The organism is Providencia sp. Marseille-Q8014 (genome assembly GCF_965112055.1).
Genome location: NZ_CBCOPT010000001.1, coordinates 3,387,850 through 3,413,708, shown reverse-complemented (window position 1 = coordinate 3,413,708; position 25,859 = coordinate 3,387,850). Strand labels below are relative to the sequence as shown.

Annotated in this window: 22 protein-coding genes and 1 riboswitch; of the genes, 10 read left to right on the top strand and 12 right to left on the bottom strand. The window is 42.9% G+C overall.

All coding sequences use genetic code 11. The annotated features are described in order from the left end of the window. Positions 1–109: 109 nt before the first annotated feature. The 3 genes from rpoD to rpsU form a co-directional block, all read right to left on the bottom strand. Positions 110–2,020 carry an RNA polymerase sigma factor RpoD gene (gene rpoD, locus ACWPW6_RS15110; RefSeq protein WP_257759871.1) on the bottom strand — a complete coding sequence of 637 codons (1,911 nt, stop codon included), beginning with the start codon at positions 2,018–2,020 and terminating at the stop codon, positions 110–112. Positions 2,021–2,136: 116 nt separating this feature from the next. Further along, a complete protein-coding gene (gene dnaG, locus ACWPW6_RS15105) occupies positions 2,137–3,882 on the bottom strand; it encodes a DNA primase (protein WP_154624198.1) in 1,746 nt (581 codons plus the stop codon). Between the two features lie 117 nt (positions 3,883–3,999). Beyond that, positions 4,000–4,215 (bottom strand): 30S ribosomal protein S21, encoded by a 216-nt coding sequence (gene rpsU, locus ACWPW6_RS15100; protein WP_001144069.1) that lies wholly within the window; start codon positions 4,213–4,215, stop codon positions 4,000–4,002. Between the two features lie 326 nt (positions 4,216–4,541). Here rpsU and tsaD point away from each other — a divergent pair, with 326 nt between their 5' ends. Then, positions 4,542–5,570, top strand: coding sequence for a tRNA (adenosine(37)-N6)-threonylcarbamoyltransferase complex transferase subunit TsaD (gene tsaD / locus ACWPW6_RS15095; protein ID WP_249999275.1), 1,029 nt, complete (start codon positions 4,542–4,544; stop codon positions 5,568–5,570). Positions 5,571–5,704: 134 nt separating this feature from the next. On the opposite strand, the gene ACWPW6_RS15090 is transcribed toward tsaD, so the two are convergent. Together ACWPW6_RS15090 and plsY are read right to left on the bottom strand one after the other, a co-directional pair. Next, complete coding sequence (locus tag ACWPW6_RS15090; protein ID WP_154624200.1) at positions 5,705–7,237, bottom strand: methyl-accepting chemotaxis protein; 1,533 nt, start codon at positions 7,235–7,237, stop codon at positions 5,705–5,707. Positions 7,238–7,425: 188 nt separating this feature from the next. Beyond that, positions 7,426–8,082: a glycerol-3-phosphate 1-O-acyltransferase PlsY gene (plsY, locus tag ACWPW6_RS15085; protein ID WP_154624201.1), complete on the bottom strand. Its 657-nt coding sequence runs from the start codon at positions 8,080–8,082 to the stop codon at positions 7,426–7,428. A gap of 239 nt (positions 8,083–8,321) precedes the next feature. Between plsY and folB the strand changes: the two genes are divergently transcribed. Then, the gene (gene folB / locus ACWPW6_RS15080) at positions 8,322–8,681 is read left to right on the top strand and encodes a bifunctional dihydroneopterin aldolase/7,8-dihydroneopterin epimerase (RefSeq protein ID WP_250000530.1); all 360 of its coding nucleotides are present in this window, start codon (positions 8,322–8,324) and stop codon (positions 8,679–8,681) included. A gap of 33 nt (positions 8,682–8,714) precedes the next feature. On the opposite strand, the gene ACWPW6_RS15075 is transcribed toward folB, so the two are convergent. Then, positions 8,715–9,959: a multifunctional CCA addition/repair protein gene (locus ACWPW6_RS15075; protein WP_250000528.1), complete on the bottom strand. Its 1,245-nt coding sequence runs from the start codon at positions 9,957–9,959 to the stop codon at positions 8,715–8,717. A gap of 10 nt (positions 9,960–9,969) precedes the next feature. Beyond that, on the bottom strand, positions 9,970–10,587 hold the full coding sequence (locus tag ACWPW6_RS15070; protein WP_154624202.1) for a TIGR04211 family SH3 domain-containing protein: 618 nt from the start codon (positions 10,585–10,587) through the stop codon (positions 9,970–9,972). Positions 10,588–10,932: 345 nt separating this feature from the next. Here ACWPW6_RS15070 and ACWPW6_RS15065 point away from each other — a divergent pair, with 345 nt between their 5' ends. The 3 genes from ACWPW6_RS15065 (at position 10,933) to hldE (ending at position 16,265) form a co-directional block, all read left to right on the top strand. Next, on the top strand, positions 10,933–11,895 hold the full coding sequence (locus ACWPW6_RS15065) for a CYTH domain-containing protein (protein WP_154624203.1): 963 nt from the start codon (positions 10,933–10,935) through the stop codon (positions 11,893–11,895). A 9-nt stretch (positions 11,896–11,904) separates the two neighbouring features. Further along, complete coding sequence (gene glnE / locus ACWPW6_RS15060) at positions 11,905–14,766, top strand: bifunctional [glutamate--ammonia ligase]-adenylyl-L-tyrosine phosphorylase/[glutamate--ammonia-ligase] adenylyltransferase (RefSeq protein WP_249999273.1); 2,862 nt, start codon at positions 11,905–11,907, stop codon at positions 14,764–14,766. A 71-nt stretch (positions 14,767–14,837) separates the two neighbouring features. Further along, positions 14,838–16,265 (top strand): bifunctional D-glycero-beta-D-manno-heptose-7-phosphate kinase/D-glycero-beta-D-manno-heptose 1-phosphate adenylyltransferase HldE, encoded by a 1,428-nt coding sequence (gene hldE / locus ACWPW6_RS15055; RefSeq protein WP_154624205.1) that lies wholly within the window; start codon positions 14,838–14,840, stop codon positions 16,263–16,265. Between the two features lie 65 nt (positions 16,266–16,330). Here the strand turns inward: hldE and ubiK are convergent, their stop codons facing one another. Beyond that, positions 16,331–16,612: a ubiquinone biosynthesis accessory factor UbiK gene (gene ubiK, locus ACWPW6_RS15050; RefSeq protein WP_154624206.1), complete on the bottom strand. Its 282-nt coding sequence runs from the start codon at positions 16,610–16,612 to the stop codon at positions 16,331–16,333. Positions 16,613–16,920: 308 nt separating this feature from the next. Then, positions 16,921–17,071: riboswitch (FMN riboswitch) on the top strand. 155 nt (positions 17,072–17,226) lie between these two features. On the opposite strand from ubiK, the gene ribB reads away from it, so the two are divergent. Further along, positions 17,227–17,880 carry a 3,4-dihydroxy-2-butanone-4-phosphate synthase gene (gene ribB, locus ACWPW6_RS15045; protein ID WP_247046676.1) on the top strand — a complete coding sequence of 218 codons (654 nt, stop codon included), beginning with the start codon at positions 17,227–17,229 and terminating at the stop codon, positions 17,878–17,880. 170 nt (positions 17,881–18,050) lie between these two features. Next, positions 18,051–18,839 carry a 4,5-DOPA-extradiol-dioxygenase gene (gene ygiD, locus ACWPW6_RS15040; RefSeq protein WP_154624208.1) on the top strand — a complete coding sequence of 263 codons (789 nt, stop codon included), beginning with the start codon at positions 18,051–18,053 and terminating at the stop codon, positions 18,837–18,839. Positions 18,840–18,942: 103 nt separating this feature from the next. On the opposite strand, the gene ACWPW6_RS15035 is transcribed toward ygiD, so the two are convergent. The 4 genes from ACWPW6_RS15035 to tolC all read right to left on the bottom strand — a co-directional run bounded on the left by ACWPW6_RS15035 (position 18,943) and on the right by tolC (position 23,181). Beyond that, complete coding sequence (locus ACWPW6_RS15035; RefSeq protein WP_163862886.1) at positions 18,943–20,103, bottom strand: glutathionylspermidine synthase family protein; 1,161 nt, start codon at positions 20,101–20,103, stop codon at positions 18,943–18,945. Positions 20,104–20,109: 6 nt separating this feature from the next. Next, the gene (locus ACWPW6_RS15030) at positions 20,110–20,811 is read right to left on the bottom strand and encodes a DUF1190 family protein (RefSeq protein ID WP_163862884.1); all 702 of its coding nucleotides are present in this window, start codon (positions 20,809–20,811) and stop codon (positions 20,110–20,112) included. A gap of 489 nt (positions 20,812–21,300) precedes the next feature. After that, positions 21,301–21,504, bottom strand: a complete 204-nt coding sequence (locus ACWPW6_RS15025; RefSeq protein WP_163862882.1) for a hypothetical protein — start codon at positions 21,502–21,504, stop codon at positions 21,301–21,303. A gap of 300 nt (positions 21,505–21,804) precedes the next feature. Next, positions 21,805–23,181 carry an outer membrane channel protein TolC gene (gene tolC, locus ACWPW6_RS15020; RefSeq protein ID WP_154623793.1) on the bottom strand — a complete coding sequence of 459 codons (1,377 nt, stop codon included), beginning with the start codon at positions 23,179–23,181 and terminating at the stop codon, positions 21,805–21,807. A gap of 446 nt (positions 23,182–23,627) precedes the next feature. Between tolC and nudF the strand changes: the two genes are divergently transcribed. From nudF to yqiA, 3 genes are all read left to right on the top strand, one after another. Further along, a complete protein-coding gene (gene nudF / locus ACWPW6_RS15015; RefSeq protein ID WP_154623792.1) occupies positions 23,628–24,266 on the top strand; it encodes an ADP-ribose diphosphatase in 639 nt (212 codons plus the stop codon). Positions 24,267–24,374: 108 nt separating this feature from the next. Beyond that, positions 24,375–25,214, top strand: a complete 840-nt coding sequence (gene cpdA, locus ACWPW6_RS15010) for a 3',5'-cyclic-AMP phosphodiesterase (RefSeq protein ID WP_196713586.1) — start codon at positions 24,375–24,377, stop codon at positions 25,212–25,214. Further along, entirely contained in the window at positions 25,214–25,795 is a 582-nt protein-coding gene (gene yqiA, locus ACWPW6_RS15005; RefSeq protein WP_154623790.1) for an esterase YqiA, read from the top strand. The genes cpdA and yqiA overlap by 1 nt, the downstream gene beginning before the upstream one ends. Positions 25,796–25,859: the final 64 nt, after the last annotated feature.

Sequence of the window (25,859 nt, the reverse complement as noted above, 5' to 3'; positions counted from 1 at the left end):
GATGTATGACATGCGATTAATGAAGTCATGACTAAAATGGTCATTTATCGTTTAGTGACATAAAAAAACACCTGCCGAAGCAGGTGTTTGATGACTAATTAAAGGCTCATTATTCGTCAAGGAAGCTACGTAGAACTTCAGAGCGGCTTGGATGACGCAATTTACGTAGAGCTTTAGCCTCGATTTGACGAATACGCTCACGCGTAACGTCGAACTGTTTACCCACCTCTTCTAAGGTATGGTCGGTGTTCATATCGATACCAAAACGCATACGTAGAACTTTTGCTTCACGAGCCGTCAGACCTGCTAGCACTTCATGAGTTGCTGAACGCAGACTTTCTGATGTCGCTGAGTCTAATGGTAGCTCTAACGTGTTATCTTCAATAAAGTCGCCGAGATGTGAATCTTCATCATCACCGATTGGCGTTTCCATTGAGATTGGCTCTTTAGCGATCTTCAGGACTTTACGGATCTTGTCTTCCGGCATCATCATACGTTCCGCTAACTCTTCAGGGGAAGGTTCACGGCCCATTTCCTGTAGCATCTGACGAGAGATACGGTTCAGTTTGTTGATGGTTTCAATCATATGTACCGGAATACGAATGGTACGAGCCTGATCCGCGATAGAACGTGTAATTGCCTGACGGATCCACCAAGTTGCATAGGTCGAGAATTTATAACCACGGCGATATTCAAATTTATCAACCGCTTTCATCAGACCAATATTACCTTCTTGGATTAGGTCAAGGAATTGCAAACCACGGTTGGTATATTTCTTCGCGATAGAAATTACCAGACGTAAGTTTGCTTCAACCATCTCTTTTTTCGCACGGCGTGCTTTCGCTTCACCGATAGACATACGACGGTTAATATCTTTTACCTGTTCAATTGTCAGGCCAGTTTCTTCTTCAATTTGACGTAATCTTTGCAGACAACGCAAAATTTCTTCTTCAACTTCTAGCAGCTTTTCACACCAAGGCTTGTTCATCGCTTTGGCTGCTGTTAACCAAGTTTCACTGGTTTCATTGCCACTGAATAACGTGATGAAGTTTTTCTTAGGCATTTTGCACTGTTCAACACATAGCTTCATGATAGTACGTTCTTGGAAACGAACGCGATCCATCATTTCACGCATGTTATTGACCAGATAGTCAAATTGCTTAGGCACTAAACGGAATTGCTTGAAGACTTCAGAAAGTTCTTCGATAGCAAGTGCTGTTTGTGCATTGCTACGACCAAACTGCTTAATGTGCTGACGCGTTTTTTCGTATTGCGTACGCAATTCACCGAATTTTTCACGGGCTAGTTCAGGATCGATGCTGTTATCATCATCGCTATCGCTGTCATCGCCGTCTTCGTCTTCATCATCGTCTTCATCATCGTCTTTATCCAACTCTTCTTGTGGAAGCTCAGAACCAACGTGTGTTGCGGTTGGTGCTAAATCTTCTTCAGCGTTAGGATCGACGAAACCAGTAATCAAATCGGATAAGCGGCTTTCGCCTGCTTCAACGAGGTCATACTGTTCGAGTAGATAAGTAATGGCTTCAGGGTACTCTGCAACAGAGCACTGAACTTGGTTGATGCCATCTTCGATACGTTTTGCTATGTCGATCTCACCTTCACGGGTTAAGAGTTCGACGGTACCCATTTCACGCATGTACATGCGCACAGGGTCTGTAGTACGACCAATTTCACTTTCCACACTGGATAGAACTTGAGCAGCGGCTTCTGCTGCATCTTCATCCGTATCGGAAGTGGTTTCAGCGAGTATCAAATCATCGGCGTCAGGTGCTTCTTCCATGACCTGGATGCCCATGTCATTAATCATCTGGATGATATCTTCAATCTGATCTGAATCGACGATATCTTCCGGCAGATGGTCGTTGACCTCAGCATAGGTTAAGTAACCTTGCTCCTTACCCTTGGTTACGAGTAGCTTAAGCTGCGACTGCGGGTTTTGCTCCATAAGACGGTATCCACACTTCTGAGTATTTAGATTGGTGTCGGTCGGCGAAACAATCGGCCAACAAGAACATTCAAAGGGGATTTTTATTGTTACGCTACGCCCCTTTAATTTCGTAGCATTTTACAGGCATTTGCCTTTAGTAAATCGGCACTTAAGCCGTTTGGTATTCATTATATTTTCACACGTGACAGTGTGATAAGGCGGACTTCGGCGCGTTCTTCTGGGGTCAGCCCTTCAGTTCGTTCTTTGGCTATCAAATAGTCAAAACGCTCATCAAGCGCGCTGTTAAATAGATGGTTTAAAGCATCTTTAAATGTCTTTTCCGCTATTTCCTCTATTTCTATATCGTTCCAAGTTGCCAGTTTTTCAAGTTGATTCGCAAATTTATTATCACGATACAGCTCAAGCAACTGCCCAGTCGTCATTCCGGGGTTGGATTGGCAAACATCGACCAATTCCTGAAATAGAGAAAGCCCCGGCATTTGAATATGGGCGATCCCCTCTAATGAGGGAACGGATTCCGAAAAACTCGGATTCTGCACCAACAAAGCGATTAAAATTCGCATTGTGGTTGGTTTTAATTTTGGTGCTTGGTAACTGACCGGTTCAGCATTCTCTCTATCAATCATAGCAAGAACCTGAGAAATATCAGGTATACCGATAAAATTTCCCAATTCTTGTGCCATATAGAGGCGCAATGTTTCACCAGGTATTTGTTTTATCAAAGGGATGGCAAGTTTACTAAATTTTGCTCTCCCTTCTTGTGTCTTTAAATCAACCTGTGGTACGAGTGAGTCGAACAGAAATGACGATAATGTTTGTGCGTCATTCATTCGTAATTCAAATGCCTCTTTACCTTCTTTGCGGACTAAAGAGTCAGGATCTTCACCATCAGGTAAAAACATAAATCGTAACTGGCGGCCATCAGTCAAATAAGGCAGTGCTGTTTCAAGTGCACGCCACGCTGCTTCTCTTCCTGCTCGGTCACCGTCATAACAACAAATAACAGTATCTGTTGAACGATAAAGCAATTGAATATGCTCAGACGTTGTCGAGGTACCGAGTGATGCAACCGCATAACGGATGCCATATTGGGCTAACGCCACGACATCCATATAGCCTTCAACAACCAGTAACTTATTAAGTTCATTACTGTGTTGTGTCGCCTCATAGAGACCAAATAATTGACGGCCTTTATGAAAGATATCGGTTTCGGGCGAGTTTAAATATTTAGGTAACGCATCACCTAAAACTCGGCCACCAAAAGCAATAACACGACCACGACGATCACGAATTGGGAACATGACTCGTTCCCTGAATCGGTCATAAGTACGGCCATTATCATTGGTCACTAACATGCCTGCATCATCAAGCTGTTTGCGACTTTCTGGGTTTACAGCAAATTTTTTGAGCAAATTATCCCACCCCGCTGGGGCAAAACCTATCGAAAAATGCTCAATAATGTCAGCTGTTAAACCACGTTGGCTTAAATAATCTTTAGCTTTAGTTGCCGATGGATGACTTAAGGCAGCGTGGTAAAAATGGTTTATTTTCTCCATCAATTGGTACAGATTTTGCCGTTGATGAAGTTCGATTTGGCTTGCGCCTGTTCCTGTTTCATAAGGAACATCAAGGCCATGTAAAGCAGAAAGTTCTTCGATGGCTTCGACAAAGTCGAGTTTGTCGTAATTCATCAAAAAGTCGATCGCATTACCATGTGCACCACAGCCAAAACAGTAATAAAACTGCCTTTCACTATTTACGGTGAAAGAAGGTGTTTTTTCGTTATGGAACGGACAGCACGCGTGATGATTTTTACCCTGTTTTTTTAACGGGACTTTTGCATCGACTAAATCGATGATGTCGGTTCTCGCTAACAAATCATTGATAAATGAACGCGGGATTCGTCCAGCCATAAGCCTCTTTTTCGCCTGTTGATGAACGATAATAAGCCGCGCTTCCCTCAGGAAAGCACGGCCTTTAACTGCTAACTAATACTGCCTGCTATGGTTGCGGTGGCTACCGCGCCCAAATTAGTACAGACGAGTACGGCGTGCGTTTTCGCGAGCCAGTTTCTTAGCGTGACGCTTAACAGCAGATGCTTTAGCGCGTTTACGCTCAGTCGTTGGTTTTTCATAGAATTCACGACGACGTACTTCAGCTAAGACTCCTGCTTTTTCGCAGGAACGTTTGAAACGACGCAGTGCAACGTCGAATGGCTCGTTTTCACGTACTTTAATTACCGGCATGTGCCTCTCACCTCAATAGAAATCGGGTTGTTGCTGGCTTTATTCAACCAGCCGTCATTTAAAATGGTGCGGAATTTTACTTCAATGAGTACGGGTTTGTAAAGTGCCGTATAAAATTGAAACACACAAGATTACCAGTTCGTTGTTTTATTTGATGAAAAAAACAGCGAAGTAGGGTAATAATGAAATTAGCCACACGAAATTTATTACAGGGTAGTGATTATAGACTATACAACAGGAAAAGTCAGCCTTTTGGCATCATAAATTATACGATAGATTGAATTTAATGGTAGACTTTGCCTTATGCAATAAACAAGGGTAGTGCAATGCGCGTTTTAGGTATCGAAACATCCTGCGATGAAACCGGAATCGCAATCTATGATGATAAGGCCGGTCTATTAGCTAACCAATTATACAGTCAGATAAAAGTCCATGCTGACTACGGTGGGGTGGTCCCTGAACTGGCTTCTCGCGATCACATTCGTAAAACGGTTCCACTGATTCAAGCTGCGCTCAAACAAGCCAACCTGACAAGTGCCGACATCGATGCTGTCGCTTATACAGCAGGCCCAGGGCTTGTTGGAGCATTAATGGTTGGTGCGACAGTGGGACGCTCGCTCGCGTTTGCATGGGGCGTACCAGCAGTTGCTGTTCATCATATGGAAGGGCATTTACTCGCTCCTATGCTTGAAGAGAAAAGCCCTGAATTTCCATTCGTTGCTTTGCTCGTTTCGGGGGGACACACCCAGTTAATTAGCGTAACGGGTATTGGTGAGTATGAATTACTTGGTGAATCGATTGATGACGCAGCGGGCGAAGCGTTTGATAAAACAGCAAAACTATTAGGGTTAGATTATCCGGGTGGTCCAGCGTTATCACGTATGGCGCAGCAAGGTACGCAAGGGCGCTTTGTTTTTCCGCGGCCAATGACCGATCGCCCGGGACTGGATTTTAGTTTTTCAGGCTTAAAAACGTTCGCAGCAAATACCATTCGAGAAAATGCAGACGATGAGCAAACACGTGCGGATATTGCCCGTGCTTTTGAAGATGCGGTTGTCGATACGTTAGCAATAAAATGTAAGCGTGCACTTGAGAAAACAGGCTTTAAACGCTTAGTGATGGCGGGCGGGGTTAGCGCAAATCGCACATTACGCGCCAAAATGGAAGAGGTGTTGAAACAACGCGGCGGTGAAGCATTTTATGCACGCCCTGAGTTTTGTACCGATAATGGTGCCATGATCGCATTAGCTGGGCTAATTCGTTTAAAAGGTGGCACAACAACGGGATTAGGTATCACAGTTCGTCCTCGTTGGCCGTTGGCAGAATTACCTCCGTTAGTGGAAAGTGATCAATAAGCCATCCGGATTGATTAAGAAAAATCAACGGCGACATTAGGTATTATGGTGAGTCACCGTTGATTTTTTACTGTGTTATTTCCCTTCTGTTTTTAATCAAAAATAGCGTTTTTATGACGCTAATTCATTGATGATTAATGTAAAATAACAATGGCATCATCAAGTCGTATGGCATGTTTTTGGACGATTTCTGATGCGTTGGCACTTTGTTCTACCAAAATGGTATTTTTCTGAGCGATCGACTCAAGTTCAAATACCGCTTGAGTGATTTCTGTCAGTCCAGCGGCTTGTTCAGAGGTTGCATGGCTGATGTGATTAATTAATTGGGTCACATTTTGCACTTGATTGACCACGTCTTGTAATGTGTCTCCAGTGGTATGAACATGAAGTTTTCCGGAGTGCACTTTATTCTCACAGTCATCAATAAGATCTCGGATATCATTAACCGCGCTGGCACTGCGACTGGCTAGACTACGAACTTCATCGGCGACAACGGCAAAGCCTTTTCCTTGCTCTCCGGCTCGGGCCGCTTCAACCGCGGCATTGAGTGCCAAAATATTGGTTTGAAAAGCGATGGTTTTTATCACATCGGTTATGGCGTTGATTTTGCTGGTACTGTGAACGATCTCATCCATGGTGTGTACCACGTTTTTCATGGCTTCTGCCGCATGTAACGCGGTATCACTGGTTTCGCTGGACAGTTTATCTGCTCGAATTGTATTTTCAGCATTCATTTGTACTGAAACGGATATTTGGTTCATTGCTGCAACGGTTTGTTGTACATAGCCAACGGTTTTTTGCGTGTGTTGCTCAAGCTCATCACAGTCTTTTACTAATAATTCACTTTCTTGATGTACATTGCCAATTTGGCAAGACACATCATTGGTTAGCCAACGACAGACTAATCCTAACTGGCCAATAGAGCGTAACATCATGCCAATTTCATCAACACGATGTAGAGGATTGATGCTATGTTTCTGACCTCTAGCAACATCAAGTGCTTGTTTGGCTACATTTTCAATAGGTTTGGCAATCATCTGTTCAAGTAAGAAATTACCGGTGCCCAGTATGATTAAAGCGAGCAGTGTCGTGAGAAAAAGAGCAGAGCCTTGCAGGCTTGATAACGCAGCCAAGCTTATCCACGTTGTTAATAATAGCAGCATGAGTCCGCGAATTCGCCAGCGTATTGACAGGGCGGGGTATTGGCTAAACCAATACGACGTCAGCACCAATCCTTTATGAAGTTTGCGATGACGATGACCTTCATTTAATGATTGATAGAGTGGCTCAGCCACGGCAATTTCCTCGCGTGAAGCCTTAGTGCGAATTGACATGTAACCCGTCATCACGCCTTCTCTCACCATCGGACAAATATTGGCTCTCACCCAATAGTGGTCACCATTTTTACGGCGGTTTTTCACTATCCCCGTCCAGGGTTCGCCATTTTTTAACGTGTTCCACATGTCGGCAAATGCCGCTTTAGGCATATCGGGGTGGCGGATGATATTGTGAGGCTGATGCATGAGTTCAGAAAGTGAATAACCACTAACTTTTATAAAGTCATCGTTTGCGTGTGTGATATTTCCCTCTAAGTCGCTAGTGGTCATGAGGGTGGTATCGTCTTCTAGTTGATATTCGTTTTGTGTAATAAAAGGAATGCTCGTCATAAGTACACCATTATAATTGTTGAGTTTCTCAATGGTATATTTCGACTTATTTCAAATTATCATTAGGCATTATTTAGAATTATTTGAAGTTTATCTTATTTTTTTCGCAATATGCCTTAAGTTTGGTACAGAGTTTGGTTAAATACAGTGAGATGTGAAAAAAAGGCTGTTATTACAGCCTTTTAATATTAATCCTCTTGTTCTTGCTCTTTTGCTTCTTGGGCTATCTCTTTCGCCGTTTTTTTCTTTTTATTTTTTAGTTTTTGCCAAATCCGACTTTCTTGGCCTCGCCATAGTCGTTGGATATTACCATGGTGACGTACCAAGATAAGACACGAGAGCATCGCAACGGGAAAGGTGAATTCTGGCTTAAACCACCACACGTAAAAGGGGGCAAGTAGGGCACCAACAATAGCGCCTAATGATGAATAACCACTGAGAAGCACAGTCAGCAGCCAAGTACCAGCGATGACTCCAGAGAGATCCCAACCGATAGCCGCAATAGAACCGAATGCTGTCGCGACGCCTTTTCCTCCTTTAAAACGGAAGAAAACGGGATAAATATGCCCAAGGCAAGCTGCAATTGCGACAAAGCCAAGATAGAATGGTGGAACTTTTAAATAGTAAGCCAACCAAACGGGTATCATCCCTTTGAGGATGTCGCAAATGAGGACACCAGCAGCAGCTAATTTACCGCCGACACGCAAAACGTTTGTTGCTCCGGGGTTACCTGAGCCATGTTGACGAGGATCGGGTAATCTTGCCAATCGGCAGATCAGTATAGCACTCGAAACTGAGCCACAAAGGTAGGCAAAGATTATCATGCCAAGCGCGGTTGCACTCATAGCTAACTCCAAAACAGTTAGTGTAAAGACTCTGAATAATTCGAGTTGCAGCTAGGCGACAAGTTAATGAGCCGCTTAGAGCAATATCGGTCTGTGACTCGTGCAAAATGCGCGTAGTCAACAATGCTACAACTTGAAGTATAACGAGCGTAGATTCACAATTTATTTCACTTCTTGGATAATACGCACATTTTCCAAGAAGTGGTATCAATTCAGCACATAAACGAGAAAATGACGTGATGGATATCGTATTTATTGAACAATTATCAGTCATCACCACTATTGGTATATATGACTGGGAACAAGAAATTGAGCAGAAACTGGTGCTCGATATCGAAATGGGATGGGATAACAAACGAGCATCAAGGAGCGATAAAGTAAAAGATTGTCTCGATTACGCGCAAATTAGCCAAGCCATCATAACTCATGTTAGCAAAAATAAATTTGGCTTAGTAGAGAGAGTTGCTGAAGAGGTGGCTCAACTTTTATTAAATGACTTTTGTAGTCCTTGGGTGCGCATTAAAGTCGCTAAACCCGGTGCCGTTGCCCGCGCTAAAAGTGTCGGTGTAGTGATTGAAAGAGGCACTAAAAGGGCTTAACTCCTGTCATTGGCGGTCAACTACCGCCAATGATTATGGATGAAGTGATAAGGTGGTTTGTTGTTGTCGCCACTGTTCTACATGTGCAATACGTTGACGAGTGAGTTCTTCGCGGATTTGTGGCCCTTGAAAGCCTTGCTCGATAATAGGTTTAACACTGACTGTTTGCGCGGTGGCAAAGGCTTGGCGCAGGAATTCTCCTTGTGGGTAAGCTTGCTGTTCAAGGCCAGCTCGTCCACGTGCGTCAGCCTCACTGATTAGGCTTAACTGAATAATTCGTTCAGGTTTACGCCAACTATCCAATCCATCAAACAATTGAATGAGTTCTGTCGCGCTTAGCCTATTAATCACATGGATTTTGTCATGAAAACGGGCACTGAGTCGTGCCAGCTCTCTAGCACTATTGGGAACTTTCAATCGATCGCATAAATTATCTATCAGCGCGACACCTGCTTCACCATGATTAGGGTGGCTAGGCCAAAGATGTTTTGGTGTGAGTGCCTTACCGACATCATGGCAGAGTACAGAGAAGCGAATGTCGACGTCAGAGCTGAGTTCTGCTGCCATACCTAATGCCATGAGAGTGTGGATACCCGTATCAATTTCAGGGTGCCACTTGGCTGGAGCTGGAATACCAAACAGATTATCAATTTCAGGGAACAGAACCGCAAGGGCGCCGCATTGACGCAATACTTCAAAGTAGACCTGTGGCGAGTTTGACCTCAGCACTTTTTCAGTTTCGGCCCAAACACGCTCTGCGGTGAGATGTGTTAGCTCACCGGATGCGGTCATGGTTTGCATCAACGTCATGGTTTCAGGCGCGATCTGAAACCCCAGTGCTGAGAAACGTGCGGCAAAACGTGCAACACGCAGTATACGTAGTGGATCTTCAGCAAAGGCATCGGAAACGTGGCGTAGAATACGTGCGTTGAGGTCATCTACCCCATGATAGGGGTCAGTGAGTTGGCCTTGGTCATCTTTAGCGATGGCATTAATGGTGAGGTCGCGACGTAAAAGGTCATCCTCAATAGTGACATCTGGCGCTGAATAGCAACTAAATCCAGTATAGCCAGAACCTGTTTTACGTTCTGTTCTGGCTAAAGCATACTCTTCATGTGTTTTCGGATGCAGAAAGACAGGGAAGTCCTTTCCCACCTGTTGAAAACCTTGTGCCAACATCTCATCGGGTGTTGACCCGACTACCACATAGTCTCTATCGGAGACTGGAAGCCCAAGCAATTCATCGCGAACGGCTCCGCCCACCAGATATATTTTCATCATTAACGTGTTAGCTCATCCAACGGTCATTACGTTTTTTACGGCGTGGAATAATATGTGGCAAGATCAGACCAAAAATAAGCCCAGCACCAGCAACACCACCACCATACATAAACCATTGTAGTATAAGTTCACGACGGCGATCATCCAGATTGACCTCGGCAATTTCTAATTTCTTACCTGATTTGATCAATTCGTTTTTCAGTTTTTCATTTTCTGCTTTCAGCTGATTGACGATTTTATCGTTATCAGCGACGCGTTGTTGCATATCAGCGGTTCGGGTATTCCAAGTGCTATCAATGTTTTCGAGTTGCTGGCGTAATTTTTGATTTTCGGCTTCTAACTCAGGAATACGAACTTTCATACTGGGGGTGTCACTAAGTTGGTTTTCTGGCAGCCATACTGTGCGCCCGCGTTCGTCTTTGACTTGAGCGAAATTACCATCCGTTGAAATCAATTCAACACTTTCACCCGCATTGAGCGTACCAACAATGCGGTATTTCGTTCCTGGTCCACTATGCACATAAGTTGATAAGTCGTCAGAAATATAGCGTTTTTCAGCCGCAAAGGTGCTGACTGATAGGCTTAGCCCCATGATTGAAAGGAGTAATAATGGTATTTTTCGCATAATCGTATTTACTTTCTATTCTTTATGGTGAATGAATGCGGCATATGTGTGTAGTTCTACTTTACATAATTCGAGATACAGCGTGTCGATAAGTGTTTAACTCATGCTACAACTTGAAGTACGACGAGTATAGATACTAAAGAGTTAAGTTTGCGTGTGCAAATGTAAAACCAGAATGGGAACTATCCTAACTCACTATATAGCGTATAATTCCTTGCATTTCTTGACACAAATATCTGGAATAAATAGAGACGATAGAATTTTTGGTTTCAGTGCGCTTTATTTTCTCACTCTACGCTGATTGGGGTAATATGATGTCAGAGATATTATCAATTAAGGAAATGTATGAGCCACATCGAAGTTGAACTTAAATTGGCTGCTCAAACTGCCGCAATAGAGCCAGTACGCCAATTTTTATCGACGCTTGCCCACCAACATATTGAGCCTAAGAAACTGACTAACATTTATTTCGATAGCGAAGATCGCTTGCTCCGTCAATGGGATATGGGCTTACGTATTCGTGGTTGTGATGGGCATTATGAAATGACGATAAAAACCGCGGGTCAAGTTATCGGCGGATTACATCAACGCCCTGAATATAATGTGGACATTGATGTACCAGAATTGAATTTAGCTGCTTTTCCTACCGAAATTTGGCCGGAAGGAACGGATACGCAACAGTTACAATCTCAATTACACATTCTGTTTAGTACGCATTTTATGCGTGAAAAGTGGTTGGTAACATTTGAAGACAGTGAAATTGAAATTGTTTTTGACCAAGGTGAGATCTCCGCTGGAGCCCGTGAACTGCCTATTCAAGAATTTGAGTTGGAACTCAAACAAGGTTTTGTTGCTGACGTACTGAATTTAGCAAAAAAGTTAGCAGATATTGACGGCCTACGTCTGTCTTCCGCCTCGAAAGCGGCTAGAGGATACTCTTTGATGCAAACCGAAGAGGCTCCACTGCAACAGCCTGAAACGATATTCGATTATGAACAGCTGCCAATAGAGCAAGCGTTGTTGCATATACAACAGTTATGCCAACAGCATGAGGCTTATTGGCTGGCAGATGAAACCGCAGCTCGTGAAGGGTTTGATGTATTTTTGCGTTTTGTCCAAGCATTCTTAGTCCACTATCGCAATTCTGCACCACAGTTTATCCAAGATATCCCATTAGACCAGCTTAGAGCCGACCTCGCAGATGAAAGCTTAAGTGCGGAAGCCTTTTGCTACAGCAGTCGTTGGCTAAAATGTAAGCTAGCCTTTACGCAATGGCTAATTGCTTTGAAGTATACTGATATTCATTAAGGTGTTGATATGCATCCTTTCCCTGAATTATTACATCGCCAACGTCAACACGTTCTCGCACGTTTAGCGGATCAGCAAAGTGAATTGTTGCCATTGAACGATGAAGAAATGACTGTCTTAAGCTTCAGTGATTTTGTGTTAAAGCAGGTGTTATCCCACTCTCGCTTTTTGCAAAATATCCGTCAATCCGAGCCAAAGCCTGATGAATGGCAACATTACACATCGTGGTTGGCCGAGGATCTTGCATCGGTTGTCGATGAAGAGCATTTGATGCGGGTGTTACGAATATTTCGTCATCAAATGTTAGTCAGGGCTGCTTGGATGCAGACATTAAATGTCAGCACTGAGAATGAAACATTACAACAATTGAGCCAGCTAGCCGAAACGTTGATCGTTGCAGCAAGGGATTGGCTATATCAGCAATATTGTCAATCATGGGGCACGCCTAGCGATAGTGAAGGAAATCCACAGCCATTATTAGTTTTAGGCATGGGAAAACTGGGGGGTGGGGAGCTTAATTTTTCTTCTGATATCGATTTGATTTTTGCTTATCCCGAAAATGGCGTGACCCGTGGGGGACGCAAAGAACTCGATAATGCGCAATTTTTTACCCGTTTAGGACAAAAATTGATCCGCGTACTCGACCAAGTCACTGTTGATGGTTTTGTTTATCGTGTTGATATGCGTTTACGTCCATTCGGCGATAGTGGGCCTTTGGTTTTCAGTTTCTCCGCTTTAGAAGATTACTATCAAGAACAGGGGCGTGATTGGGAACGTTACGCCATGGTCAAAGCCCGTATTATGGGGCCAGATAGCCTACATTATACAGATACTTTGCGTCGGCTACTGCGGCCTTTTGTTTATCGTCGCTATATTGATTTTAGTGTGATTCAATCGCTACGTAATATGAAAAATATGATTGAGCGAGAAGTCAGACGCCGTGGCTTGGTTGATAACATTAAACTTGGCGCAGGCGGTATTCGAGAAATTGAATTTATTACCCAAGTGTTCCAATTAATTCGTGGTGGGCGTGAACCCGCATTGCAGTCTCAATCATTATTATTAGCGATGAAAGGCATCCGTGAGCTTGGGTTGCTTCCTGATGAGCAAGTGGAGCAACTAGAGGATAGCTATTTATTTTTGCGGCGCGTTGAAAACTTATTACAAAGTATTGATGACCAACAGACCCAAACGCTTCCTGATGATGCGCTTAATCAAACGCGTTTGGCGTGGGGAATGGGGTTTGAGTGCTGGAATGATTTCTATCAAGCGCTAATGCAAAGAATGGCGATGGTTCATCATGTTTTTACTGAGCAAATTGGTCAGGATGACGAAGACGATAATCAAGATACGTTCGATGAAATTTATATCACACTGTGGCAAGGCGAGTTGTCTAAAGACGAACTCGCGCCTTATTTGCCTTCTCAAGATGAAGAGATAGCACAGAAAATCATCCATGGCATTTTGATGTTCCGCCATGATCTCAATAAACGCACCATAGGCCCTCGAGGGCGAGACGTCCTTGATGAGTTAATGCCAAAATTGTTGGCAAAAGTTGGGGAAAGGGCAGATGCGGGGCAAGTCATTGAGCGCTTAACACCCTTGCTATTGAGTATTGTTAGTCGAACAACTTACTTAGAGTTGATACTTGAATTTGATGAAGTGCTTACGCATGTTATTCGTTTATGTGCGGCATCTCCGATGATAGCAGAGCAACTCGCTCGCCACCCTTTATTGCTCGATGAATTACTTGATCCTAAATCCCTTTACCAACCATTACCTTTAACCTCATATCGTGATGAATTGCGTCAATATTTAATGCGCGTGCCTGAAGATGATGAAGAGCAACAACTAGAGGCTTTAAGGCAATTTAAGCAAGCGCAATTATTGCGTATCGCAGCGGAAGACATTACGGGTGTTTTGCCTGTTATGAAAGTGAGTGATCACTTAACGTATTTGGCTGAGGCGATTATTGATGCTGTTGTCCGCCAAGCTTGGCAAAAAATGGTCAAACGCTATGGCGAGCCTGCGCACCTAGCCCAAGAAGAAAATAAGCAATATGGTTTCGCAGTATTAGGTTATGGAAAATTGGGGGGATGGGAGCTTGGTTACAGTTCTGATTTAGATTTAGTGTTTTTATTTGATTGTCCTATGGGCGTTGTGACGAACGGCGACCGTTCTATCGATGCCAGACAATTTTATTTGCGTGTCGCCCAACGCATTATCCATTTGTTTAGCACTCGTACTGCCTCAGGAGTGCTGTATGAAGTGGATGCACGTTTAAGGCCATCAGGTGAGTCAGGCATGTTAGTCAGCACTATTGAAGCCTTTGATGATTATCAAAAAAATGAAGCTTGGACATGGGAGCATCAAGCTTTAATTCGTGCTCGAATGGTTTTTGGTGATGCCAAACTGCAACAAGAATTTCATCGAATTCGTCATGAAACCTTATGTATGCCACAAGAGGCAGAAACGTTGCGTCAACAAGTACGTGATATGCGGCTAAAAATGCATCAGCATTTAGGGAGTCATCAACAGGATCAGTTTGATTTAAAAGCCGATCCCGGTGGAATTACCGATATTGAATTTATCGCACAATATCTCGTTTTACGCTATGCATCTGAGAATCCCACATTAACGCGTTGGTCGGATAATGTCCGTATTTTTGAGTTGATGGTACAAAATCATTTAATGGCCGCGGATGAAGCGAATGCCCTCACTCAAGCCTATGTCACCATGCGTGATGAACTGCATCATCTTGCTTTACAGTCGTTGCCTAGCCGTGTTGATATCAGCCGGTTTGTTGCTGAACGGGAACAGGTGCTAGCAAGTTGGGCAAAATGGTTGGGGGTAGGTGAACAGCGTGATTAACGCGAACTATTGCTTTGTGATAATATCGCATTAATTAATGATAGCTTCCTTTTGAAAACTGGAGTTTTGGGATGAAAGTGATACTCCCTGATTATAAACAAGCAGGCGTACTTGTTGTTGGTGATGTCATGCTAGATCGTTATTGGCATGGTCCAGCAAGTCGTATTTCACCAGAAGCACCGGTTCCGGTGGTTAAAGTCAACATGGTTGAAGAGCGTCCTGGTGGTGCTGCAAACGTTGCAATGAATATTGCTTCATTAGGGGCGCAATCTTATCTTGTCGGCTTAACGGGTGTCGATGATGCGGCTAAAGCCCTAACTGACAGCTTGCATGCCGTTAAAGTACGTTGTGACTTTGTGCCTATCCCAACACATCCCACGATCACAAAATTACGCGTTTTATCACGTAATCAACAATTGCTACGCCTTGATTTTGAGGAAGGCTTTGAAAATGTTGATGTACAACCAATGCTGGAACGCATTGAGCAAGCCTTACCTAATATCGGAGCGTTAGTGCTCTCTGATTATGCGAAAGGAGCGCTCTCTCAAGTACAGAAAATGATCGCGTTGGCAAATAATGCGGGTGTTCCTGTGCTGATCGACCCGAAAGGAAACGATTTTGAACGCTATCGTGGTGCAACGCTGTTGACACCAAATATGTCTGAATTTGAAGCGATCGTCGGTCGCTGTCGTGATAATCAAGATGTTGAAGAGAAGGGAATGCATCTTTTGCAATCTCTCGATTTAACTGCATTATTGATCACGCGCTCTGAGCAAGGCATGAGTCTGATCCGCCGTAATGAACCCCCATTACATTTACCGACCGAGGCGCAAGAAGTTTACGATGTGACAGGAGCTGGGGATACTGTTATTGGTGTATTAGCCGCATCTATCGCGTCAGGTCGTCCATTACATGAAGCTTGTGCATTAGCGAATGCCGCTGCTGGCGTGGTGGTCGGCAAATTGGGAACTTCGACAGTCTCGCCAATCGAACTCGAAAATGCAATCCGCGGGCGTGCTGATAATGGTTTTGGCGTTATGGATGAAAACCAATTAAAACAGGCCGTAGCAAATGCGAGGCAGCGTGGTGAACGTGTTGTGATGACCAATGGCTGCTTTGATATTCTGCATGCAGGGCACGTATCTTATCTCGCGAATGCGCGTAAGCTTGGCGATAGGCTTATAGTGGCCGTTAACAGTGATGCATCGACACGCCGTTTAAAAGGGGAAACTCGTCCGGTTAATCCATTGGAACAGCGTATGATCGTGCTCGGCGCGCTAGAGTCGGTTGATTGGGTGGTTCCCTTTGAAGAGGACACACCACAACGCTTAATCAGTGAAGTCCTTCCTGATGTACTGGTAAAAGGTGGCGATTATCGTCCAGAAGAGATTGCGGGGAGTGAAGAAGTTTGGGCAGCGGGTGGTGAAGTTAAAGTCCTGAATTTTGAAGATGGTATTTCGACCACTAATATCATTAAAAATATAATGAAAAGTAGCTAAGACACCTTAAATATCCATGAGATAAGGCCTGTGATAGGAAAATTCACAGGTCTTACAGAAAATGATTAATGTTCTGACGGTTTCTCTTCAAGCGCTTTTGTATCGTTAAAACGTTCTTCTAACGCTTTTACACGCTGTTCCATTTGCGCTAATTTTTCGCGAGTACGCAGCAACACTTGAGTTTGAATATCAAACTCTTCACGGCTAACCAGATCAAGCTTGCCAAGCTGTGATTGCAGCAGTGAGCGTAGTTTCTTATCAAAGTCTTCACCCAGATCACGGACACCTTTTGGTAAAGCGCCTTGAATTTGACGGGCTACTTGTTCAATTTTTTTCGGATCGAGCATTCGCGGGTCCTTAAGTTTTAAAAGATCAATTTGCCGATAGTGTAATACTAGAATGCTTTGTAATAAAGCCCATATACCTACCGAACATGAAGTTAGGCTAACGATATCGCAAGTTAAGCTAACCCTTGATACCTTTTCGTTTCTGTATTCACTCATTTTAACAAGTTCATGCCCAATTTGTTATTAAGCATTGAGCTATCTTGTTAGCGCCTTATTTTTTATTGATTTTTTTGACTTAAAATGTGAGTTGAATGCCAAATTTAGGCTTGCCCGTTGCACGTTATAATTATTGGCGCTATATTGGGGACGCTTATCTCAGGGCGGGGTGGAAGTCCCCACCGGCGGTAACATGCTTATGCATGAAGCCCGCGAGCGCTTTATCATCGATTAGGGTAAAGGTCAGCAGATCCAGTGTGAATCTGGAGCCGACGGTTATAGTCCGGATGGGAGAGAATAACGGTATTAGCATCATTGTGCTGTTAGGCACTGTATTGCTTTTCATATCTGAATATGCAGAAAGCACGTTTACGGCTATTGTGTTTATTCAGTTCTCGTACTCCTAAGACTGCCCTGATTCTGGTAACTAATAAATTATCACTTAAGAGGTTTTTACCATGAATCAGACGCTACTTTCCGAATTCGGTAATCCAATCGAACGTGTTGAACGTGCTATTGAAGCATTGCGCCAAGGTCAAGGCGTACTCGTACTTGACGATGAAGATCGTGAAAACGAAGGTGACCTTGTTTTTGCTGCTGAGACGATGACACCAGAACAAATGGCAATGACAATCCGTTATAGCAGCGGCATTGTTTGTCTATGCATTACTGAAGAACGTCGTAAGCAGCTTGAATTACCAATGATGGTTCAAAATAATACGAGCCAAAATAACACCGCTTTTACGGTTACGATTGAAGCCGCAAAAGGAGTCACGACAGGGGTTTCAGCCGCTGATCGTATTACCACTATTCGTGCCGCTATCGCTGACAATGCAGTGCCTGCGGATCTTCACCACCCAGGTCACGTATTTCCATTACGTGGTCGTGATGGCGGTGTTCTCGTACGTCGTGGTCATACCGAAGCAAGTATCGACCTTGCAACATTAGCCGGCTTTAAACCTGCGGGCGTATTGTGTGAATTGACGAATGATGATGGCACGATGGCGCGCGCTCCAGAAGTTGTCGCTTTCGCAAGAGAGCACAACCTGACGGTATTGACCATTGAAGATTTAGTTGCATATCGCTTACAAGTCGAAAAGAAAGCAAGCTAAATCAGATAACATACAGAAACGTTTAGCTTATAAGATGAAAGCCACAAAGTTGCACACCTTTGTGGCTTTTTCAATTTATTTGATGAAGATAGTCAAGCCTACCTTACTGTCATTCACCCTAAAACTGAGTATTCTGGCAATAGAATTCGTAAGATGGAGCATGAAATATCATGTCAACGAACAGAATGCCAGCTCTTTTCATTGGTCATGGCAGCCCAATGAATGCCGTGTCAGATAATCCTTATACTCAGGCATGGGAAGCTCTCGGTCGCTCTTTACCTAAACCTAAAGCGATATTGATGGTATCGGCGCACTGGTATACTCGCGGAACAGCTGTCACTGCGATGGCTCAACCAAAAACAATACATGATTTTGGCGGTTTTCCTGAGGCGTTATACCAAGTGCAATACTCTGCCTCCGGCTCCCCTGAACTCGCACAACAAATTGCAAATTTATTAGCCCCATTACCCGTTTATTTAGATAACCATGAATGGGGGTTAGACCATGGTACATGGGAGATCCTTGTTCGTATGTACCCTCAGGCAGATATCCCTGTTGTACAACTCAGTATAGATGGCACAAAACCTGCCACTTGGCACTTAGAAATAGGGCGTAAATTGGCTTTATTAAGGGAGCAGGGCGTGATGATTATGGGCAGCGGAAATGTGGTACATAATCTACGTGAAATGGATTGGCAAAATGCAGCGGCTAAGCCTTATCCTTGGGCGCGTACATTTGAACAATTTGTGATTGAGCACTTAGGAAGCAAGCAGTCACCTCATCCTTTAACACAGGCTCTTGAAAGAGAAGATGGTCAGCGTTCAAATCCATCACCTGAACATTTTTTACCTTTGCTGTATGTTATTGGTTGCTGGGATGGTAAAGAACCGATATCAACACCGACAGAAGGCATTGTATCTGGTTCATTGAGTATGCTATCGGTGCAGATAGGCGAATAAAATGGATAATCGTTATTTTATTCTGGTTGCGAGATAAATAATTATTGTGTGTTTTATCGTGGCCATGAAAGTCAACGGCATGCATTCACATGCCGTTGATGAATCAATCAATGATAACGTGAGGATAGAAACGAGAAAGATCTTGAGTGATTAGCTCTTTATCTTCACGAATACAAATCCCAGCAGGTTGATCATTAACCAGCCAACTCCCCACTAAGGTATAGTTACCTTCAAATTGTGGTAATGGATGGAATTGTTGGATGATCATTCCTTCCTCACCGTAGGGGCCATCCGCTGATGCGATTTCTTTACCGTTTTCAATAACACGGATATTCGCACCTTCGCGAGAGAATAATGGTTTTACCACATAGCTTTCTAATGCTGGCTGATTACCATCGGCAAAGTAGGCAGGTAGTAAATTAGGATGATCAGGGAACATCTCCCATAACATAGGCAATAATGCTTTATTGGAAATAATGCTTTTCCATGCAGGTTCTAACCAACGTACACCAGCATCTTCCAATTTGGTTGAGAACATCTCTCTAAGCATAAATTCCCATGGATACAGTTTGAACAGATTACTAATGATCTGATCTTGTGTATCCGTAAATTCACCGCGTTCACCTAAACCGATTTCATCCATATAGAGAAATTCAGTTGCCACACCAGCTTCATGAGCACAGTCTTGTAGGTACTGCACGGTACCGCGATCTTCTTCGGTATCACGGCAGCACGCCATATGTAACAGGCGGAAACCATGTTGATCTTTAAGCTGGGTGAAGCGTTCGATCAATTGTTCTTGAATGCTATTAAACTGATCAGCACCTTCAGGTAAGTTACCTGCCTCTAATTGATCTTCTAGCCAAATCCATTGGAAAAATGCCGACTCGTATAATGAAGTTGGAGTATCAGCATTATTTTCCAGCAGTTTAGGTGGGTTAACACCATCGTAAGCTAGGTCAAGACGCGAATAGAGAGAGGGTTGGCTCGTTTTCCATGAATGGCGTACGAAGCCCCAGCAATGTTTTGGAATTTGAAAACGGGTGAGTAACTCGTCGCTTTCAATAACACGCTCAACCACCTTCAAACACATTTGGTGTAGTTCAGCCGTCGCTTCTTCAATTTCGTCAATCTGCGCCATTGAAAATTGGTAATAAGCATCTTCAGACCAGTATGGTTCGCCATACATAGTGTGAAAACCAAAACCAAATTCAGCTGCTTTTTCGCGCCAATCAGGGCGCTCAATAATTGGAACTCGTTTCATTACTTATCAACCACCCATTGAACGGGAAGATGAAGAAGATTTAGAAGACGACGACTTCTGAGCCATTGCTTGTTTATTTACTGTATCGCCAAATCCACCACGCGTGATAGTTGATGTGGTTGGTGGCTTAGGTGCCATTGCGGTTTTTGGTACGCTGATCGAACGGCCACCGGCAACCGCTGGGCCATAGCTTTTACCTGTCGCATCAACAAATTTTCCGTTTGCTGGGCTAGCTGGGTTTTTAGAACTGAATAATGGTTGAGAAGGTGCACCTCCGCCCATCATACGGCCCATCATATAACCCATCATAAGAGGCATCCACATGCTACCTGAGCTGCTTTGTGCTTGAGCGGTTTGTTCCCCATTCCCTGTGTTCGTGGATGAAAAACTTGCTTGTGCTGGTGCTTGGGTACACATAGCTTCACCAAATTCAGCAATACAATCTTCTTGAGTCGCATACTTAGGGGCGGTCTTCGCTGCTTCTTGTAATGCATTGTTATAGGCTAGTGTGCATTGCTCCGCCTGAGAAGGGTTAGCTTGGCTACAATCTTGTGCGTTAGTATACAAAGAAACAGTTTCATCACTTTCTTCACAAGCAGAAAGCATAAATACAGCACTGACAGCGATAGCAACAGGTGCTAAACGATATGAACGCCAAGACTTACGAAATGCGTCTTGATTGATATTCTTGGTACGCTTCATGGTCATGGTAATTACCCTGAATTAAGAGTGAGTAAGATGTGAGTTTTGTTAACACTAGGATAGGGGAAATACGCTGAAAATTAAAGCAGAAATACCAATGAAATGAGATTTAATAATAAATTTTGCAAATTCATGGGGACAAGTAATACGTAACACGAGAATTTTCTGAAAAAACAGCGTTATTTTTGTTGGATTTCAATAAATTGTATTTTATTTATTTATTGATGTATCACCTAATATTTATTATCGATATTCATGATTTCTGGCTAAGAAAGGTATAATAAGGCGATGTTAGATACATTTATAGGATAAAGAGAATATTTATATTAGTTTCTATGGTGACGATATGCTGTTGTAGGTTTTTTTGAGCCTTGAAAGTGTAGGTTTAAGTGATTGTTACCACAAAATCGAAGGGGCTTTATGGGGAAAGATGGCTAGCTTGCGACATAATGGGTGACTTACATACATAAGTGCACCCATTCATGTGAAAACGGACTATGGTCTTGGTGGTGTTTTCGCTTTAATTTTTTTCGGTGCTTTTTTCTTTTTCGGTGGCGGTATTGGTTTTTTGTTTTTATGTATTTTCATTGGTGATGCAGCCGCTTTTACCTCAGGATGGTGAGGCTGTGGTGCTGCTTGTACATTCACTGTTGGTAATATAAGTGTTGTGCATAAAGTAAGAAGAATAACTCTCTTCATAATATTTCCATCTGTTATCTCTTTATTCAGAAGCCAGCGTTATATCACTCTCTTATTTTTGATAAAAATGGCTTTGCACTCACTGACATAAACTCCATAATGTATACTTATTTCTTGTTTAATATATTGATTTTATTTATAAAACTATTCGCATAAGATTTATGAATAACCTTATTATTATGAGGTATTAAATAATAAAAAATAAATTAATAGCGTTGTTAGAGGTAAAAATGAGAAAGGAAGTTAGGCGAGGAATAATAAATCTGAGGGGGTCAGTTGATTGACCCCCTTTGCAACACATTACTTAATTTGTGGTGCTTCGATATTACGAATGATGCTGCTGGATGAGGTTGAAACCTCTTTTCCTAGGCTTGCATTCAAGCGAGCAATATCTTCTTCATTCAGTGTGCCACGTGCAAACTCAATGTTTAATTGATTAATCATATAATCATAACGTGCATTAGACAGGTTTTGTTTAGCCTGATAAAGGGCTGTCGTCGCGGTTAACACGTCAACGATAGTACGAGTTCCCACTTGGTAGCCAGCTTCCATCGCATCTAATGAACTTTGCGCCGAAACGACGACTTGTTTATATGCATTGATACTACTAATAGAAGATGACACGTTATTGTAAGAAGAACGGACTAACTGAATCACGTTACGATACACACTTTCAAGCTGTTCACTCGCACCTTGGAAACCATATTGTGCTTGTTCTACTTGTGAACTTACCGCCCCCCCACTATATAATGGTAGGCTTAATGTCAGGCCGATCGAGTTTTGTCCTGTGTAGCTATTACGGTCAAGACCTGTGTAATTACTACCATGGTTATGGGTATTTGCCACACTGGTCGCCGCATCAAGATTAACGGTTGGCATATGGCCAGTTTCCGCTAAACGAATGTTCTCACGCGAAACGTCTTGCGCTAAGCGAGCACTTAGAAGGCTGAGGTTACGCTCTTCCGCTTCTTTTAGGATCGCTTCAACTTGATCTGGGTTTACCGTTTTGAAGCGGTCGATATTCAGTGATGCTAGCTGGTTATAATAGACGCCGCTGACTTGACGAAGTTTTTCAACCGCATTTTCTAAGTCATTACGACCAGCAACTTCTTGTGCTAATACGCTGTCATAGTTAGCACGGGCGTTTTGTACGTCAGTAATAGCAACTAAGCCAACATTAAAACGTTGAGTCGTTTGGTCTAATTGGCGGTAAACAGCTTCTTTATTTGCTTCAATATAGGATAAGGCATCAATCGCCTTTAATACGTTGAAATAAGCGGTCGCAGTATCCAAAATCAGCTGTTGTTGATTGGTTTGATACGTCACATCAGAGATACCAGCCGTTTTTTCTTGCACACTGAGTTGGCGCCATTTTGACATATCAAAGACGACTTGAGTCAGTTTTAAAGAGGCATTTAAACCATTGCTTTCAGTGTCTCTCGCATCTCGATAACCACTTCCATAAGTCATACCAGCACCTAAGCCTAATTGTGGTAACAATGGGCTACGAGCTTCATTAATCTTTTCGAAAGCTTGGTTGCGTTCTGCTAATGATTTTCTCAAATCAGGGTTGCTTTCTTTCGATTTTTGGTAAACCTGAAGTAGATCTTCTGCGTAGCTATTCGTACTGAGACCCACAAAACTCAATGCAATAAAAAGGGGAAGCAGTTTCTTCATTTGGATTCCTTGATTAAACAGCAAATAGGTGGAGTCTGTTACCTATATGCTCACCATACTTCAAGTTGCCGCGTTGTTGGCGACGCTCACTTGCGTGAGTCACATACCTCAGTATGCTTCTAGCGACTCGCTGACTTGTCGCCTAGCAGCATCTTGAATGATTTAGAGCATAGCCCATCTGAGATTAAGACGGATAAATAGGGCGATCACCGTAAACTAAATCATCAGCACTATAAACAAAATATTAAAACAGACTCTGTTGTTGCCCATAAATTTAAATAATGGTGCTTATTGTAGCAGAGTATCGCTTGTCTTAACGGTAGCGTTTTGTGCCATTTTGTCTCAATTTATTTAAACATTAACTCAAATAAGGAGAAAAAGCCCTAAAAACTATTTTATTCCATCATTTTTCCTTAATATGGAAATGAGCAGCTTAGGAGATTGTTATGACAAATCGTGTAGAACAGCCAATTAAATACAATAAAAATGATGTTGAAATTATATCTAAGCGTAAATTATTTAATGGTTTTTTTCAAATGGTCGAATATCGTTTTCGTCATCGGTTATTTGAGGGGGGATGGAGCCCAGAAATTACCCGTGAGGTTTTTGAAAGAGGGCATGCTGGCGTCATTCTCCCCTACGATCCAAAGGCAGATAAAGTTGTACTCATTGAACAAATTCGCTTACCTGCAATTGAAACCAGTGAAACACCTTGGCTACTCGAAGCCGTTGCCGGCATGATCGAACCCAATGAAACCGTTGAAAATGTGATCCGTAGAGAGGCAGATGAAGAAGCGGGGCTTGCCATCGGTCGTACTGAAAAAGCGTTAAGTTATTTATCTAGCCCAGGTGGTACTTCTGAACGCATGTATGTTTATGTGGGAGAGGTTGATAGCTCTCAAGCCTCTGGAATTCATGGCTTACAGTCAGAAAATGAGGATATCCGTGTTCATGTGGTGAGCCGTGAGCAAGCCTATCAGTGGGTTGAGGATGGTGTAATTGATAATGCGGCAACGGTTATTGTCATTCAGTGGTTACAGCTCAATTATGAAAAATTGCAACAAAAGTGGGTGAAACTGTCTTAAATAACCATTAATCTAATGAAATGTGTGCTATTTAGCAGATATTAACCTTACGTTAACGCTAGAATAGCAAAACAACAGTGACATTTTTTATGGGAACAAGGAAAACTTTTGGACAGCCAGCTCGAAGTGACTGCTCGTAATTCGAAGGTAGTCAGGATTTTACAAGTTACTGATACGCATCTCTTTGCTGATACAGCGAATACCTTATTGGGAATTAACACGCACCAGAGCTATCATGCCGTCCTTGATGCTATTTTAGAACAAAATCAGCCTATCGACTTGATTGTGGCTACGGGAGATTTGGTTCAAGACCAATCGCCGGAAGCCTATCAGCACTTTGCAGATGGCATTGAGCTGATACCCGCCCCTTGTGTTTGGTTACCAGGTAACCATGACTATCAGCCGGCTATGGTTCGTTCTTTAAAGCTCGCCGGTATTTCCAGCGCGAAAGAAATATTGATTGGCGATGACTGGCAAATTTTGATGCTTGATAGCCAGTTACAAGATGTCCCGCACGGTGAATTATCTGAACAGCAACTTGATTGGATGAAAGCGTGTTTGGATAAACAGCCACAGCGCACCACGCTTATCATGCTGCATCACCATCCATTGCCTTCAGGCTGTACTTGGTTGGACCAACACAGTCTACGCAATTCGCATATTCTTGCTGAATATTTAAAAGGATACCCACAAGTGAAAGTGATGCTTTGCGGTCATATTCATCAAGAAATGGATGAGAATTGGCATGGTATTCGTTTACTTGCTACCCCTTCAACTTGCGTACAGTTTAAGCCTCATTGTACAAACTTTGCCTTAGATACTGTCGCTCCGGGATGGCGTTATCTTGAACTAACGCTTGATGAAAAAGGTCATAGGCATATTAGTACTCAAGTACATCGTCTAAATACACAAAAATTTAGTCCTGATTTTGATTCGGACGGCTACTAATGTCGACACTTCTTTATATCCATGGGTTTAATAGCTCACCTCAATCAGTGAAAGCCAATGGTCTAAAACAGTGGGTTAATGAGCACTATCCGCATATTAAGATGATTGTGCCGCAGTTGCCTAATTATCCGCAGCAAGCGGCGTCGATGTTAGAAGAGATTGTATTACAGCATAAAGATGACCCAATGGGGCTAGTGGGCTCCTCATTGGGCGGCTACTTTTCTATTTGGTTTTCGCAACGTTTTAATTTGCCTGCTGTTGTGGTCAACCCAGCAGTTCGTCCTTTTGATTTACTGCAAGACTATCTTGGCGAAAATATCAATCCTTATACCCATGAGCGTTATGTTCTTGAACCTAAACATATGCATGAGCTTAAAGCATTGCATCTGCCTCAGGTCGAAAAACCGGATTTAATTTGGTTGTTACAACAAATGGGTGATGAAGTGCTTGATTATCGTCAAGCGGTTTCCTATCTTGAAAAATGCAAACAAACTGTTGAACCACAAGGCAATCATGCATTTGTTGGCTTTGATACTTACTTTCCTCAGATCATTCGTTTTCTGAGATTGGCAGAGAAATAATGCCAAAACGTATGTACACTGTTATTATCAACAGTAAATCACTGATTGAGCGATTTGAATCGTT

Bases quoted from the DNA above. Each gene is read 5' to 3' on its own strand.
- dnaG (WP_154624198.1), bottom strand. From the start codon at position 3,882: ATGGCTGGACGAATCCCGCGTTCATTTATCAATGATTTGTTAGCGAGA.
- rpsU (WP_001144069.1), bottom strand. From the start codon at position 4,215: ATGCCGGTAATTAAAGTACGTGAAAACGAGCCATTCGACGTTGCACTG.
- tsaD (WP_249999275.1), top strand. From the start codon at position 4,542: ATGCGCGTTTTAGGTATCGAAACATCCTGCGATGAAACCGGAATCGCA.
- ACWPW6_RS15090 (WP_154624200.1), bottom strand. From the start codon at position 7,237: ATGACGAGCATTCCTTTTATTACACAAAACGAATATCAACTAGAAGAC.
- plsY (WP_154624201.1), bottom strand. From the start codon at position 8,082: ATGAGTGCAACCGCGCTTGGCATGATAATCTTTGCCTACCTTTGTGGC.
- folB (WP_250000530.1), top strand. From the start codon at position 8,322: ATGGATATCGTATTTATTGAACAATTATCAGTCATCACCACTATTGGT.
- ACWPW6_RS15075 (WP_250000528.1), bottom strand. From the start codon at position 9,959: ATGAAAATATATCTGGTGGGCGGAGCCGTTCGCGATGAATTGCTTGGG.
- ACWPW6_RS15070 (WP_154624202.1), bottom strand. From the start codon at position 10,587: ATGCGAAAAATACCATTATTACTCCTTTCAATCATGGGGCTAAGCCTA.
- ACWPW6_RS15065 (WP_154624203.1), top strand. From the start codon at position 10,933: ATGAGCCACATCGAAGTTGAACTTAAATTGGCTGCTCAAACTGCCGCA.
- glnE (WP_249999273.1), top strand. From the start codon at position 11,905: ATGCATCCTTTCCCTGAATTATTACATCGCCAACGTCAACACGTTCTC.
- hldE (WP_154624205.1), top strand. From the start codon at position 14,838: ATGAAAGTGATACTCCCTGATTATAAACAAGCAGGCGTACTTGTTGTT.
- ubiK (WP_154624206.1), bottom strand. From the start codon at position 16,612: ATGCTCGATCCGAAAAAAATTGAACAAGTAGCCCGTCAAATTCAAGGC.
- ribB (WP_247046676.1), top strand. From the start codon at position 17,227: ATGAATCAGACGCTACTTTCCGAATTCGGTAATCCAATCGAACGTGTT.
- ygiD (WP_154624208.1), top strand. From the start codon at position 18,051: ATGTCAACGAACAGAATGCCAGCTCTTTTCATTGGTCATGGCAGCCCA.
- ACWPW6_RS15035 (WP_163862886.1), bottom strand. From the start codon at position 20,103: ATGAAACGAGTTCCAATTATTGAGCGCCCTGATTGGCGCGAAAAAGCA.
- ACWPW6_RS15030 (WP_163862884.1), bottom strand. From the start codon at position 20,811: ATGACCATGAAGCGTACCAAGAATATCAATCAAGACGCATTTCGTAAG.
- ACWPW6_RS15025 (WP_163862882.1), bottom strand. From the start codon at position 21,504: ATGAAGAGAGTTATTCTTCTTACTTTATGCACAACACTTATATTACCA.
- tolC (WP_154623793.1), bottom strand. From the start codon at position 23,181: ATGAAGAAACTGCTTCCCCTTTTTATTGCATTGAGTTTTGTGGGTCTC.
- nudF (WP_154623792.1), top strand. From the start codon at position 23,628: ATGACAAATCGTGTAGAACAGCCAATTAAATACAATAAAAATGATGTT.
- yqiA (WP_154623790.1), top strand. From the start codon at position 25,214: ATGTCGACACTTCTTTATATCCATGGGTTTAATAGCTCACCTCAATCA.